Origin of the sequence: Gelidibacter sp., from assembly GCF_039916245.1 — a bacterium.
Classification (GTDB): Bacteria; Bacteroidota; Bacteroidia; order Flavobacteriales; family Flavobacteriaceae; genus Gelidibacter.
On record NZ_JBDSLS010000279.1, the window covers coordinates 1 to 14212 of the forward strand.

The following is a 14212-nucleotide window of genomic DNA, read 5'->3' on the forward strand; positions in this document are numbered from 1 at the left end:
TGAATAGCTTTATGAATGTTCGAAATCTCGGTCATCATTGCCTCATCAACTGCCAAACGTCCAGCGGTATCTATAATAACCACGTTAAAGCCATTAGCTTTAGCATAAGCAACACCTGCTTTGGCAATCGCTACAGGATCGGTATTACCGCGATCACTAAACACCTCAACATTGATTTGATCTCCTACCACGTGAAGTTGATCAACCGCCGCCGGACGATACACGTCACAAGCCACTAATAAAGGTTTCTTTGTTTTTTTGTTTTTAAGAAAATTCGCCAATTTTCCGGAAAACGTCGTTTTACCAGAACCTTGTAAACCAGACATCAAAATAACGCTTGGATTTCCTGAAAGATTCAATCCTTCAGCCTCACCACCCATAAGTTCAGTTAATTCATCCTTCACCAACTTTACCATCAACTGTCCAGGTTGCAAGGTGGTCAATACATTTTGACCCATTGCTTTTTCCTTCACGGTGTTGGTAAATTCCTTCGCAATTTTAAAGTTAACGTCGGCATCCAACAATGCTCTTCGAACTTCTTTCAAAGTCTCGGCAACGTTTACTTCCGTAATACTTCCATGTCCTTTAAGAACGTGTAAGGCTTTATCTAACTTTTCACTTAAATTATTAAACATATGTTTTCAGTCTTCTGTTTGTAGTGTTTAAAACCACAAGAATTAAATTTTGAGTTGCAAATTTACATATTTGATGTGTATTTATAAAACCTAAGGGCTTAATAAATTACATACGTTCTGGCACATCAATTCCCAACAAACCAAATGCTTTCTTAATGGTCACGGCAACCTTATTGGACAATGCCACTCTGAAAGCTTTTTCATTGTCGTTTTCAGCACCAAGAATGGATACATTTTGATAAAAAGAATTGAATTCCTTCACTAAATCATAGGTGTAATTGGCCACTAAAGCAGGACTATGATTCTCCGCTGCATTCTGAATCAGTTCAGGAAATAACATGATAAATTTTATAAGTTCCTTTTCTTTTTCGTGCAAACTAATTGTTTTGAAATCGATAGGCACATCTTGATCGGCCTTTCTTAATATCGATTGGATTCTAGCATAGGTATATTGTATAAATGGTCCGGTATTCCCTTGAAAATCGATGGATTCCTTCGGATCAAAAAGAATACGCTTCCGCGGATCCACTTTTAAGATGTAATATTTTAATGCCCCCAAACCGATAGATTGGTAAAGTGCTGCTTTTTCGGTTTCTGAATAGCCGTCTAATTTGCCCAATTCCTCAGAAATCTCTTCGGCAGTTTGTGCCATTTCTACAATCAGATCATCAGCATCCACAACGGTTCCCTCTCTACTCTTCATTTTTCCTGAAGGTAAATCGACCATTCCGTAACTTAAATGAAACAGGTTTTTCGCCCATTCAAAACCAAGCTTTTTAATAATCAAAAACAAGACTTGAAAATGGTATTCCTGTTCATTTCCAACCGTATAAACCATCCCGCCAACATCAGGAAAATCCTTAACACGCTGAATAGCTGTACCAATATCTTGAGTCATATAAACCGCAGTGCCGTCTGAACGTAAAACGATTTTTTCATCCAAACCATCTGCCGTCAGATCACACCAAAGGGAACCATCTTCTTTTTTGAAAAACACGCCTGATTTCAAACCTTCGGCTACAAATTCCTTTCCTAAAAGATAGGTTTGACTTTCGTAATAAAGACTATCAAAATCAACACCTAAATTTTTATAGGTTTCATCAAAACCTTTATAAACCCAGCCGTTCATTTTTTCCCAAAGCGTCACAACGTCTGCATCGCCGGCCTCCCATTTTAAAAGCATGTCTTGTGCTTCAATAATAATCGGTGCTAGCTTTTTGGCTTCTTCTTCAGTTTTTCCTTGGGCGATTAACTCCTGAATTTCCTTTTTATATTCTTGATCGAATTTGACATAGTAATTCCCAACGAGCTTATCACCTTTTAAACCTGTGGATTCCGGTGTCTCGCCATTTCCATAACGCTCCCAGGCCAACATGCTTTTACAAATATGAATTCCTCTGTCATTGATGACTTGGGTTTTATAGACTTTTTTACCCGATGCCTTCAAAATTTCGGCAACACTATATCCTAATAAGTTATTTCGGATATGTCCCAAATGCAAAGGTTTGTTGGTATTTGGCGAAGAATACTCGACCATAATCGCTTTATCTTCTGGATTAGGAGTAACAAATCCGAAAGTATTTTGGTTTTTTATCGACTGAAAAAAATCAAGATAATAGACCGCATCAATTTCAACATTTAAAAACCCTTTCACCACATTGAAAGATTTTACTTCAGCAACATTATCCAAAAGATATTGACCAATTTGTTCGCCAATTTGAACCGGATTTCCTTTCACCACACGTAGCATCGGGAAAATTACTACAGTGATATCGCCCACAAACTCTTTGCGTGTGGATTGCAATTCTACCGACTCTATGGTCGCGCCAAAAATATCGTTTACTGCTTTTTTTACCTGATGTGATATGGTCTCCTGAAGATTCATCTGTTGTATAATTTAAGCTTGCAAAGATAGGATTTTTATTAAATTTTTGAGTCGTCAAAACTGTAATGTTGTGCAAAATAGATACGCACGGCAGGCGCTTTTAATTCTAAGGAATATCACTCGTCCAAAATTGATTAAATTCAAATAAGAAAATACCTTATGATTTACCGAAGCCATTAGTAAGGCTTTTTGCTTTTAATCAATAAAAACATAATTCCAAATAAGTCACAGCAGTAACTATTGGTATACTTTATGTTTCCTGACCATCGAATAATAAGACAAAACGTACAACAAATAGGAGTAGTCGAAAGAATTTGCATTTCATCGACACAAAGGTCGTATTTCTATGATATTTACCTTTCATCGATAAGGGAATTTATCCAAAAAAGAATAAGTATCACTTTATCTAATTTTTTGGCATTAAAACCCAAAAATTAGATTTTAAGAACGCTTTTAGTCATTTTTGACGAAGCTATTAATCAAAGTCCCAAAAACGTTGATGCACCATTTTTAAAAATCCTTAACAGCAATGTTATTGTATACTGTGAACGTGCCTAACCTCTCCCTCAAGGCAAGCTCTTATCACATCAACATTACATTTTATAACTAATTGCCAAAAAATGAATCGGTTAATTGTCTTAGCTGCCTTTTTTGCTATCTTATATGGTCATGCCCAAACCAAAAAGATAGACAGCCTTGCTATACAATTAGCTTATCAAAAACAGGATTTATCCAAAGTCGATACGTCAATTGAACTTATCAAAGCCCTTTACAAAACACAAGATTATCAAAAGGCACTCTTATATATTTCCGAGACCGAACAGCTTTCAATCTCACTAAATTACAATAAGGGCATAGCAGAAGCCAACTATTATAAGGCGCTTATTTATTCCAATAAGAATGATTATTACAACGCGATTGATCATTTCAATAAATCCAAAAAACTGTTTTCCGACCTCAATGATTCCATTGGAATTGCCAAAGTAAGCAACAGCATTGGCCTCATCGAAATCAAAAGAGGCAATTACAGCACGGGATTAGTAAATTCTTTGGCAGCGATCAAAATATTCGAAACCCAAAATCTATATGAAGATCTTGGTGCGGCGTACAATAATTTGGCCGAAGCGTATTTCCAAACACATCAAATTGACAAAGCTCTTGAATTCAACATGAAAGCACTGAATATAAGACAACGCCTAAAGGATAGCACAGGCATTAAAATGTCCACAAAAAACATTGCACGTTTGTATTCAGAACGCAAGGAACACCGAAAGGCCATTGAATATTATGAAGCTGTTTTAGCAATGCTCAACCCTGAAACCGACCAAAAGCTTAGAGGCGAAGTGTTACCGCGCATTGGAGAGGAATATCTAAAGTTTAATGATTATGACAAGGCTTCCGAATATTTGATGGAAGGATTAAAGTACAACAGAAAAACAAACAATAACGACGGTATTTTGAGAGCCTTAAATTCTATTGGGCATCTTAACCTCGAAAAAAAGAACACACGACTTGCCGAAAGCCAGATTTACGAAGCTCACGAGTTGGCTAAAAACACTGAAAACACTGAGGAGCTTCTAAAAAACTATAAACTCTTGATGACTTTGGACTCCACCAAAGGCAAGTTTCAAAATGCTTATAAATGGCAAAGAGAATATTTTACTTTAAAACACCTTATCGATAGAGAAAACCAACCTAAACTCCCAACAAATACCGATTCTATCGAGGAGATTATAGAGAAAAAATCCGAAGCTGATACTGTTGTAATTACGCCTCATAATGCCACCGTCGGTCAAAATGACCAGGTCAAAAATTTAAAACTTCTGTCTTATGGACTGATTATAGCGTTTTTAACAGCTCTAACCATTTTACTTTTAATCTATCTGAAGAGAAAAAGTTCTATTCAATATACTCAGGAATTAGAGACAAAGAATACGCAAATTCAACTTCAACATGATGCTATTATGGAGCAGAAGCGCGATCTTGAAGAGATCAACAATATTAAGGATCGCTTATTCTCCATTGTTTCGCATGATTTAAAGGATTCGATTTCATCCATTAAAGGTTTTTTGGATTTACTTAATGAAGAAAATATCAGCAAAGAAGAGTTTAATGAATTGATTCCAGAACTGAGTGAAAACGCCAATAATGCCTCCTTATTATTATTCAATCTATTAAATTGGTCAAAGTCTCAAATGCAAAATTTGGAACCTAATCCTGAACTTCTCAATATCCAGGAAATTTTCCATGACAAAATCAATTTAGTAGAACCAAAAATAGAACAAAAACGCCTTGTGGTTATTGATGAGACGCAACGTGAATTTGTCTACGCCGATAAGAGCATGGTCGAAATTATTATTCAAAACCTCATTACCAATGCGGTAAAATTCAGTCGTGTGGGCGATATTATTACCATCTCAAATAAAGAGCACCATGGCAAATCCTTGATTTGTGTGGAAGATACGGGTGTGGGTATTTCAAAGGAGAACCTCAAGAAACTTTTCAAAAACAACAATTTCACAACTATCGGCACCCAAAACGAAAAAGGCACCGGTTTAGGATTGACCATCTGCAAGGAATTAGTCGAACTCAATCACGGTCGTATCTGGGTAGAAAGTATTGTCAATGTCGGAACCAAGTTCTATATTGAGCTTCCTAAGAAGAAAATGCAAGAGTGAAATTAAAAAGTTTTTTGTTTCAGGTTTCTTGTTTCGAGTTCTCCTATAGAGAGACCCAAAACGAAAAGACACTGGCTTAGGATTAACAATCTACAAGAAATTAATAGAACTTAATCAAGGCCACATCTAGGTAGAAAGAACTGAAAATGTCGATATCAAATTTTAAGACGAAAACCGAAGTACAGAACTAAAAAAGCTTCAAATTCAAGTTCGATTTCGCGCCTCTCCACTAAAGTTACTGACGGGCAAGCAAATTCGACTTTGATTTCAAGTTCAAATTCGATTTCAATTTCAACTTCATTATGCTTTCGGCAAAAACACTTCTGCCATCATGCAACGTGCGCTTCCACCACCACAGGTTTCTATAGTTTCTAAATCACTATAGAGCACATCGCAATGCATAGATATTTTTGAAATCTGCAAGCTCGTTAAACTCTCATGAGCCGCTTTACTCATGACCAAATAACGTTTTTCATCTGCTCCTCTTACCTGTAACATATTACCAGCAAAATGATGCATTTGTTCTTCAGTAATTGCAATTATTTCTTTACCATCTTTTTTAAGATGCTCCACAACATTCTTGCGTTCCTTTTTATCATCAATAGTATCCAAGCAAATGACTGCAAAAGTCTCAGCAATACACATCATGACATTGGTGTGGTAAATAGGCAATCGCTCGCCATCTACAGTTTGATAAGCCGTAAAAATTACCGGAAAATAATCGAAGTCTTCACAGAATTCAATAAATAATTCTTCATCTGCCCTTGCCGATAATGCGCAGTAAGCTTTTTTATTGACACGATCCAAAATGATACTTCCTGTACCTTCCAAAAAGAAATGATCTTCTTCAGCACTGGTATAGTCCATAATATCGTTGATCTCAAATCCCTCATCTTCCAAACGGTCAAACAGCTCTTCACGACGTTCCTTGCGTCGGTTTTCTGCAAACATAGGATAGAGCGCCAAATCGCCATTTTCATGGAAACTCACCCAATTATTCGGAAAAATCGAATCTGGAGTATCGTTAGCGATGTCATCATTTTCTACAATAACATTAACACCGACAGCTGTGAGTTTTTCAAAAAAAGCATCAAATTCAGCTTGTGCTTTTTTATTAATTTCCGAATTTTTCAGATCTAAATCTTCCTGAAAATAATTATTGACAGCGGTTTGTTCATTCATCCTGAAATTTACCGGACGAATCATCAAGATTGTATTTGTGGTTTGGTGCATGGTGAAGTCAAATTTATGCCTGCAAAATTAGTTTAATTTGAGTAATTTTGGAAGACATTGTGTTTATTAATTATACATGAATCTGAATCGAAAATAATTCCTAATGAAAACCACTTTCCTCTGCTTTTTGATATGCCTTTCTGGTATTGCTCAAAATAAAAATTCAAATAAAGATTTCTTGACTGTTTTTGAAAAAAGCGACGGACTTAAAACTGCGGCTTACCAGGAAGTAATCGCGTATTATCAGCTCTTAGCAGATAGTTTTCCTCAAATTCACTTGGACAGTATAGGAATGACGGATGCTGGCAAACCTTTGCATATCGCAACCTTTAACCCGGATAAAATTTTCGAATTCGAAACCATCAGAAAAACCAAGCAAATATTACTGATCAACAACGGCATTCATCCTGGCGAACCTGATGGCATTGATGCCACGATGCTTTTGTTCAGAGATCTTGCACAAGGAAAAATTAAAATACCTAAACACACTGTTTTAGTGACCATTCCCATCTATAATATTGGTGGCAGCCTCAATAGAAATTCAACCACTCGCACCAACCAAGATGGCCCAGAGGAATACGGTTTTAGAGGCAATGCCCGAAACTATGATTTGAACAGGGATTTTATAAAAGCCGACACTAAAAACGCACGTACGTTTACCCAGATTTATCATATGGTACAACCCGCTGTTTTCATTGACAATCACGTCAGTAATGGTGCCGATTATCAATATACTCTGACTCACTTATTTACGCAACACAATAAACTTGGAGGTGATTTGGGCAATTATCTCCATACGGAAATGATGCCAAGTTTGGAGCAGCAACTAGCCATTAAAAAATTGGATATCACGCCCTATGTCAACGTTTTCAACGAAGTCCCTGAAGCTGGGTTTAGTCAGTTTTTGGATGGCCCTCGTTATTCAACGGGATATACTGCTTTATTCAACAGCTTGGGCATGATGGTTGAAACGCATATGCTCAAACCTTACAAGCCTCGTGTTGAAGGCACTTATGAATTGATGAAAACCATGATCGACATCATTGAAAAAGATCACGTTAAAATTAAAAACTTACGATCCAACGCACTTAAACAATTTCAAGCGTCCAAAACCTATCCGCTAGATTGGAAGGTTGACACCACAAAATCTACAACGCTATCATTTAAAGGTTATGAAGGAAAAATGATTCCGAGTGAAATTACTGGTGGCAAACGTTTAAAATATGACCGTAACAAACCCTTTATCAAAGCTGTTAAATATCAGAATTATTTCAAACCTACAGTTGAAGTCACCATTCCAGAAGCTTATGTCGTCCCCCAAGGCTGGTGGAACGTGATCGATTTATTAAAACTGAACCAAGTTGAAATGTCCATATTTGAAAAGGACACAACAATTACGGTTGAAAGCTATAAGATTGACACCTACCAAACTCGAAGCCAAGCTTATGAAGGACATTACCAACATTATAACGCCAAAGTAATTTCAAAAACTCAAGACGTCAAATTCAGAAAAGGCGATTTTTATGTACCTACCAATCAAAACGCCTTTAGATACCTGTTGGAAACTTTGGAACCACAAGCTCCAGATTCCTTCTTCAACTGGAATTTCTTCGATACCATTCTGCAGCAAAAAGAAGGGTTTTCTCCTTATGCCTGGGAAGACATGGCGGAAGAATTATTAATGAAGAATGGAGAATTAAAAATGGAGTTTGAAGCGAAAAAGATAGCAGAAACAGATTTCGCCAATAATTGGTACGCACAATTGGATTGGTTGCACAAACACAGCTCGAGTTACGAGTTGGCGCATATGCAGTATCCGGTTTATAGAGCAATATAGCACTTGACTTTCCAAAAAAAATAGTTGAAATTCGTTTAGGACCGGATATAAAACATTCTAACAATTTCATTTTCTAAAATTCCAATACCATATTGATGGCAATCATGAGGTGGTTTTGAATTGCCTTTCTCTATTAATTTTGTTGTCAAAAAACAACCCCAGAATCATTAAAGTTAAAACTGTAATTTGTAAATTTGGTTTATGGACACAAACATTCAAGATAAAAAAATAGAATTGATTCAATGGTTGACTACATTGAACGATAATTCTATCCTTGAAAAAATCATGAAGCTTCGAGAGTGCGAAAAAACGGATTTGTGGAATGAAATCTCCTCAGCAGAAAAAGATTCAATTGAAAAAGGATTGGAAGACGCTGATTCGGGAAATCTGAAACCACATTCAGAGGTCAGGAAGCTCTATGAAAAATGGTTATAAAATAATATGGACCGATCATGCCATTTCTGACTTAAGAGAAGTAATTAAATATCTTGAATAAAACTGGACAGAAAGAGAGCTTGAAAATTTTTCTAAAGAAATAGATCATACCCTTGAATTGATTTCCAAAAATCCAAATCTTTTTCAAATATCTAAACAAAAGAAGAATGTTCGAAGAGCAGTAATACTAAAATACAATAAACTCTATTATCGAACTAAAAACAATAGCGTTGAAATCTTATCTCTTTTTGGCACTAGAAATGATTCAAACAAATTAACCTTATAGCATTTTTTTCCAAAAGTCAACAAAAAAACCTACACCAAAATCTTAATATTTGCATAAGAATTCTCCATAGCTTCTTTAATCTGTGCTGGATTTAGCCATTCCACTTTAGTAATCCCTTCCTCTTCTTGTGGCTCCAAGACCCCAGCATAAGTAGAAGTCATTTCAAACCAATAGGTGATTTTTAGTTGGAGTCGGCCATTGCGTTTAAAGATATGGTAGGTCGTTTCTAAAGGTTTTACGATTTTCAACCCATTGACTTTGGTTTCTTCTTCCACTTCACGTAAGGCAGTATCTTCTATACTTTCGTTGTCCTCGATTTTCCCTTTGGGCAAATCCCATTTATCGTTGCGATAAATAAAAAGAATGTCGCCGTTACTATTGAATACCTTCCCACCGCCCGCTATGACGTTGGGCAATTTTTTCAGAAATGATTTTAGGAGTTTATCTTCTTTTTTACCAATAATCCGGATACCCTCCAAATCCGTCGTGTTAAGCTCTTTAATAACCTTACCAATATTAACGGTACTCATGAGATAGTTTTTGAAAAGCTTTTCCTTCTTGACCTTGGTGGTCAAAATAATGGGCTTGTCATTAACAAAAATTCTGTGCGTCATTTCTTTCATGGAAGTGTTGAATTGGTAAAAATATAGTTTTTTGATTCATAGTTGCACTTTTGAAAAATATTTTCAAGAAGTTTTTGATTTCAAAATCTATAAATTTGTTTAATTTTGCAGCATGATTCTCAACAAACAAACCGCCAAAAAAACCGCTGAGCTGCTATTGCAGATTCACGCGATCAAATTACAACCAAATGAACCATTTACGTGGGCCTCTGGTTGGAAATCGCCAATTTATTGCGACAACCGGATTATACTATCCTATCCGCCAATTCGAAATTATGTGCGTGAAATCATGGCAAAGCATATTGAGCAACAGTATGGCAAACCAGACGTTATTGCTGGCGTAGCTACAGGCGCCATTGGTATTGGCGTTTTGGTCGCTGAATATCTAGGCTTGCCCTTTGTATATGTCCGACCTGAAGCAAAAGGTCACGGACGCCTTAATCAAATTGAAGGTCGAGTTGACAAAGGACAAAACGTAGTGGTCATTGAAGATTTGATCAGCACCGGAAAAAGTAGTCTTAATGCAGTAAAAGCGCTTGAGGACGCTGGTGTAAACATCAAAGGAATGGTGGCCATTTTCTCTTATGGATTTGAAGTGGCAAACGCCAATTTCAAAGAAGCTAATATCACTTTACAAACCTTAAGTAATTATGAATCGCTTTTGGAGCAAGCTTTGGACACTAAATATATCACCAGTAAAGAACAGGAAATTTTGGCCGATTGGAATGCCAATCCTAGCGAATGGAATGCCATTTGAGCTAGTGAGGTTGTAAAGTTGCTTGTCGTTTAGTTGATGCAACTGAAAATCATACAACGTTAAAAAATAAACATTTATCCGTCCGGTGTATTTGCGCAGGCGGAACAAAACATAACAAAACCATGAATTTAGAGTCACCAAAAGTAAATCTTCAAAAGAGTCCGCAGGAAGTCTTCGATTTTTTGTCTGATGTCAAGAATTTTGAACAATTAATGCCTGAAAACATCAGTAAATTTGAAGTTTTAGGCGACGATAAGTTTTTATTTGCCCTGAAAGGCATGCCTGAGATCATATTGAAGAAAAAAGAAAGCATTGCTCCTAACAAAATCGTTCTTGGTGCAGCAGGAGGAAAATTGGATTTTTCTTTAACTGGCGACATTCAAGAAACAGACGACAATCAGAGTGATGTGAAATTGACCTTTGCAGGCGACTTCAATCCAATGATGGCCATGATGATTAAAGGTCCTATTTCAAAGTTTATTGAAACCTTAGTGACTAACCTGTCTAAAGCAGTTTAGTACATCAGTACGACTTCCTTAAAGTCAAAACTTTTTATGATGTTGTCCTCCACCCTGATTAATAGGTTTCCCAATTCGGAAATTCCAACAATATATCCCAAAAACAACGCACCTTCAGCATTTCTAAAAGTTGAAGGTTTGTTTTTTCTGAACAGATGCGATTCATAACGCGACTTCAAAAGCTTGAATTGTTTATTTTTCAAATAGTTAAAATGGATCTCAATCTGCTTTAAAACAATATTTAAAACTTCGTCCAAATCGTTGACCTGTCCAGAAAGTAATAGTAAGGAGGACGCCGATGGCAAATCTGCAAAATCTGTTTGATTGACATTAAGTCCAATTCCAATTACCGACCCTGAAATAACATTCAGTTTAATGACATTTTCAATTAGGATGCCGGCAATCTTCTTATTGTCTGACAAAATGTCGTTAGGCCATTTTACACTTATGCGCTGCAGTCCCAAACTGTTTAAGGCCTCATAAACGGCTAAAGACACGGCCATGCTGATGTAAAAGTGCTGCGCGATATTGACAAAAGAAACATCCTTAAACACGCTAAAGGTTAGGTTCTTGGCCTCTTGAGAATCCCAAACAGTTCCCATTTGACCTCGCCCGTGAGTTTGAAATTTAGCCACTACCGCCAGGCCGTCTTCGGCATTACCCGCAACACTCAACTGTTTTAAGTAAGTATTGGTAGAGTCAATGGCATCAAGTTTGATAATACGCATGTGCAAGCTTTAAATAAATTATAAATTTCTTATGAAATATAAAGTCTCAAAAGAATAAATAAAACAATAACTTTGCACAAATTTAATTTAAATTAATGGCGAAAGAAAACATTAACTCAGACGCACTGATATCCACTATTTTAGAAGGCATTGAAGACGTCAAAGGGAAAGAGATAAAAATTCTCGATTTACGGGATATTGAAAATACGGTTTGTGATTATTTCATTATTTGCGAAGGAAACTCAAACACACAAGTGAACGCTATTGTAAATGCAGTTCAAAAGAAAGTCAGCAAAACACTTAAAGACCATCCGTGGCATGTGGAGGGAAGCGAGAACGCCGAATGGGTTTTAATGGATTACGTCAACGTTGTTGTACATGTTTTCCAAAAACACATTAGACAATATTATGATATTGAAGGACTATGGGGCGACGCAAAAACAACCGTTATAGAAACTAGTTACTAAAAGAAAATTAATGTCAAAAGAAAATAAAAACTTAAACAAAAAACCGAAACTAAGTCCCTATTGGATTTACGGAATGGTGATCGCTGCGTTTTTTGCAGTTCAAATATTCTCCGGTGGTTTTGGTGGACAGGATACTAAAAAAACAACCCCTGCTCAATTTTTCGAGTATTTGAGCCATGGTGATGTTGCCAAAGTTGAAATTGTCAATAATAGAGAAGCCAAAGTTTACTTGACTGACGAAGCTTTAAAATTAGAAAAACATAAAGGCAGCAAGCCTAACAACATTTTGCCTTCTGTAACGCCGAGTCCAAATTACAAATTTGAGTTTGGAGACTTAGCGCTCTTTCAGGAGCAAATAAGCACAGTTATTAAAGACAATAACCTTACCAATACTAAAGTTACGTTTGAGACAGAGCATAACGTTTGGGGCGATTTCCTATTAGGCCTCTTGCCATTTGTATTGATTATTGGCGTTTGGATATTTATCATGAGACGGATGTCTGGTGGTGCTGGCGGTGGTGCTGGTGGACAGATATTCAATATCGGAAAATCCAAGGCAAAATTGTTTGATGAAAACACCGATGTCAAAACGTCCTTTAAAGATGTAGCCGGTTTGGAAGGTGCCAAAGAAGAAGTACAAGAAATTGTAGACTTCTTAAAAACTCCAGAAAAATATACTTCTTTAGGTGGTAAAATTCCAAAAGGAGCACTTCTTGTAGGACCTCCAGGAACCGGTAAAACGCTATTGGCAAAAGCTGTTGCTGGTGAAGCTAAAGTTCCTTTTTTCTCTTTATCTGGTTCAGATTTCGTAGAAATGTTTGTGGGTGTTGGAGCTTCCAGAGTGAGAGACTTATTTAAACAAGCCAAAGAAAAATCACCATCTATCATTTTTATTGATGAGATTGACGCCATTGGACGTGCCAGAGGTAAAAACGCCATGTCAGGTTCTAACGACGAGCGTGAAAACACCTTGAATCAGTTATTGACTGAAATGGACGGTTTTGGAACCAACACTAACGTGATTGTTCTTGCTGCAACCAACAGAGCTGATATTTTAGATAAGGCCTTAATGCGTGCTGGTCGTTTTGACAGACAGATTTTTGTTGATCTTCCAGATATCGTTGAACGCAAGGAAATTTTTGAGGTGCATTTAAGACCGATCAAAAAAGGCGAAGATTTAGACATTGATTTTCTTGCCAGACAAACACCTGGATTCTCTGGGGCTGATATTGCCAACGTGTGTAACGAAGCGGCATTAATAGCAGCTAGAAAAGGCAACAAATCTGTAAACAAACAAGATTTCTTGGATGCTGTTGACAGAATTATCGGCGGACTTGAAAAGAAAAACAAGATCATCACTCCAGATGAAAAACGCGCCGTTGCGTTCCACGAAGCGGGACACGCAACCATAAGTTGGATGTTGGAACATGCTGCGCCTTTAGTGAAGGTAACTATTGTACCAAGAGGAAGATCATTGGGTGCTGCTTGGTATTTGCCAGAAGAGCGACTTATTGTAAGAACAGAGCAAATGCTCGACGAAATGTGCGCTGCTCTTGGTGGCCGTGCTGCCGAGAAAGTAATTTTCGATAAGATTTCCACTGGTGCTTTGAGTGATTTAGAAAAAGTCACAAAACAAGCCCGTGCTATGGTTACGGTGTATGGATTGAGTGAGAAAGTAGGAAACTTAACCTATTATGATTCTTCAGGACAATCTGAATATGGTTTTTCAAAACCTTATAGCGAAAAGACTGCAGAGTTGATTGACGAGGAAATTTCTGTGATTATTGAAGAGCAATATGCTCGCGCCATCAAAATTCTTGAAGAGAATAAAGATAAACTGACCGAATTAGCAGAAGAATTACTTGAAAAAGAAGTCATTTTCAAGGACAATTTAGAACGTATTTTTGGCAAGCGTCCTTACGAAAAAGTGATTTTAGAAACGGCAAAACAAACACATCCAATTACCACAATTCAAGATATTGAAGTACCGGTTGAAGACATCCCAAAAGATGAGCCGTTAATTTAAATAAAAATTTCAAATTCATATAAAAAACTTAAATTAAACCTTTGTTAATTTAAGTTTTTTTATATTTGAGGAAACCATTAGTAAAATCAGGTTAATAGCAACCC

Annotated in this window: 12 protein-coding genes; 7 read left to right on the forward strand and 5 right to left on the reverse strand. The window is 36.8% G+C overall.

Features of this window, described 5'->3' with window-relative positions:
• Both ABIQ28_RS14045 and argS read right to left on the reverse strand, forming a co-directional pair.
• A partial coding sequence (locus tag ABIQ28_RS14045; protein WP_348038378.1) for a signal recognition particle receptor subunit alpha occupies positions 1-635 on the reverse strand: 635 nt, incomplete at its 3' end.
• Between the two features lie 106 nt (positions 636-741).
• On the reverse strand, positions 742-2520 hold the full coding sequence (gene argS, locus ABIQ28_RS14050) for an arginine--tRNA ligase (RefSeq protein WP_348038380.1): 1779 nt from the start codon (positions 2518-2520) through the stop codon (positions 742-744).
• Between the two features lie 620 nt (positions 2521-3140).
• On the opposite strand from argS, the gene ABIQ28_RS14055 reads away from it, so the two are divergent.
• Positions 3141-5198 carry a tetratricopeptide repeat-containing sensor histidine kinase gene (locus tag ABIQ28_RS14055; protein ID WP_348038382.1) on the forward strand — a complete coding sequence of 686 codons (2058 nt, stop codon included), beginning with the start codon at positions 3141-3143 and terminating at the stop codon, positions 5196-5198.
• 300 nt (positions 5199-5498) lie between these two features.
• Here ABIQ28_RS14055 and ABIQ28_RS14060 read toward each other — a convergent pair whose 3' ends face one another.
• Positions 5499-6431, reverse strand: coding sequence for an arginine deiminase-related protein (locus tag ABIQ28_RS14060; RefSeq protein WP_348038384.1), 933 nt, complete (start codon positions 6429-6431; stop codon positions 5499-5501).
• Between the two features lie 103 nt (positions 6432-6534).
• On the opposite strand from ABIQ28_RS14060, the gene ABIQ28_RS14065 reads away from it, so the two are divergent.
• Complete coding sequence (locus ABIQ28_RS14065; protein ID WP_348038386.1) at positions 6535-8268, forward strand: M14 family metallopeptidase; 1734 nt, start codon at positions 6535-6537, stop codon at positions 8266-8268.
• Positions 8269-8469: 201 nt separating this feature from the next.
• Positions 8470-8703 carry a hypothetical protein gene (locus tag ABIQ28_RS14070; protein WP_348038388.1) on the forward strand — a complete coding sequence of 78 codons (234 nt, stop codon included), beginning with the start codon at positions 8470-8472 and terminating at the stop codon, positions 8701-8703.
• A gap of 315 nt (positions 8704-9018) precedes the next feature.
• Here ABIQ28_RS14070 and ABIQ28_RS14075 read toward each other — a convergent pair whose 3' ends face one another.
• Positions 9019-9603 carry an NUDIX domain-containing protein gene (locus ABIQ28_RS14075; RefSeq protein ID WP_348038390.1) on the reverse strand — a complete coding sequence of 195 codons (585 nt, stop codon included), beginning with the start codon at positions 9601-9603 and terminating at the stop codon, positions 9019-9021.
• A 121-nt stretch (positions 9604-9724) separates the two neighbouring features.
• Here ABIQ28_RS14075 and pyrE point away from each other — a divergent pair, with 121 nt between their 5' ends.
• Complete coding sequence (gene pyrE, locus ABIQ28_RS14080) at positions 9725-10369, forward strand: orotate phosphoribosyltransferase (protein ID WP_348038392.1); 645 nt, start codon at positions 9725-9727, stop codon at positions 10367-10369.
• A 122-nt stretch (positions 10370-10491) separates the two neighbouring features.
• Positions 10492-10887, forward strand: coding sequence for an SRPBCC family protein (locus tag ABIQ28_RS14085; protein WP_348038394.1), 396 nt, complete (start codon positions 10492-10494; stop codon positions 10885-10887).
• Here ABIQ28_RS14085 and ABIQ28_RS14090 read toward each other — a convergent pair.
• Positions 10884-11615 carry a biotin--[acetyl-CoA-carboxylase] ligase gene (locus ABIQ28_RS14090; RefSeq protein ID WP_348038396.1) on the reverse strand — a complete coding sequence of 244 codons (732 nt, stop codon included), beginning with the start codon at positions 11613-11615 and terminating at the stop codon, positions 10884-10886. The two genes, ABIQ28_RS14085 and ABIQ28_RS14090, sit on opposite strands and share 4 nt — an antisense overlap.
• 95 nt (positions 11616-11710) lie before the next feature.
• Here ABIQ28_RS14090 and rsfS point away from each other — a divergent pair, with 95 nt between their 5' ends.
• On the forward strand, positions 11711-12082 hold the full coding sequence (gene rsfS / locus ABIQ28_RS14095) for a ribosome silencing factor (RefSeq protein ID WP_348038398.1): 372 nt from the start codon (positions 11711-11713) through the stop codon (positions 12080-12082).
• Between the two features lie 10 nt (positions 12083-12092).
• Positions 12093-14108 (forward strand): ATP-dependent zinc metalloprotease FtsH, encoded by a 2016-nt coding sequence (gene ftsH / locus ABIQ28_RS14100; RefSeq protein WP_348038400.1) that lies wholly within the window; start codon positions 12093-12095, stop codon positions 14106-14108.
• The last annotated feature ends 104 nt before the right edge of the window (positions 14109-14212 follow it).

What these genes read in the sequence shown, in the direction of transcription:
- argS (WP_348038380.1), bottom strand. Translation starts at nt 2,520, where the DNA reads ATGAATCTTCAGGAGACCATATCACATCAGGTAAAAAAAGCAGTAAAC.
- ABIQ28_RS14055 (WP_348038382.1), top strand. Translation starts at nt 3,141, where the DNA reads ATGAATCGGTTAATTGTCTTAGCTGCCTTTTTTGCTATCTTATATGGT.
- ABIQ28_RS14060 (WP_348038384.1), bottom strand. Translation starts at nt 6,431, where the DNA reads ATGCACCAAACCACAAATACAATCTTGATGATTCGTCCGGTAAATTTC.
- ABIQ28_RS14065 (WP_348038386.1), top strand. Translation starts at nt 6,535, where the DNA reads ATGAAAACCACTTTCCTCTGCTTTTTGATATGCCTTTCTGGTATTGCT.
- ABIQ28_RS14070 (WP_348038388.1), top strand. Translation starts at nt 8,470, where the DNA reads ATGGACACAAACATTCAAGATAAAAAAATAGAATTGATTCAATGGTTG.
- ABIQ28_RS14075 (WP_348038390.1), bottom strand. Translation starts at nt 9,603, where the DNA reads ATGACGCACAGAATTTTTGTTAATGACAAGCCCATTATTTTGACCACC.
- pyrE (WP_348038392.1), top strand. Translation starts at nt 9,725, where the DNA reads ATGATTCTCAACAAACAAACCGCCAAAAAAACCGCTGAGCTGCTATTG.
- ABIQ28_RS14085 (WP_348038394.1), top strand. Translation starts at nt 10,492, where the DNA reads ATGAATTTAGAGTCACCAAAAGTAAATCTTCAAAAGAGTCCGCAGGAA.
- ABIQ28_RS14090 (WP_348038396.1), bottom strand. Translation starts at nt 11,615, where the DNA reads ATGCGTATTATCAAACTTGATGCCATTGACTCTACCAATACTTACTTA.
- rsfS (WP_348038398.1), top strand. Translation starts at nt 11,711, where the DNA reads ATGGCGAAAGAAAACATTAACTCAGACGCACTGATATCCACTATTTTA.
- ftsH (WP_348038400.1), top strand. Translation starts at nt 12,093, where the DNA reads ATGTCAAAAGAAAATAAAAACTTAAACAAAAAACCGAAACTAAGTCCC.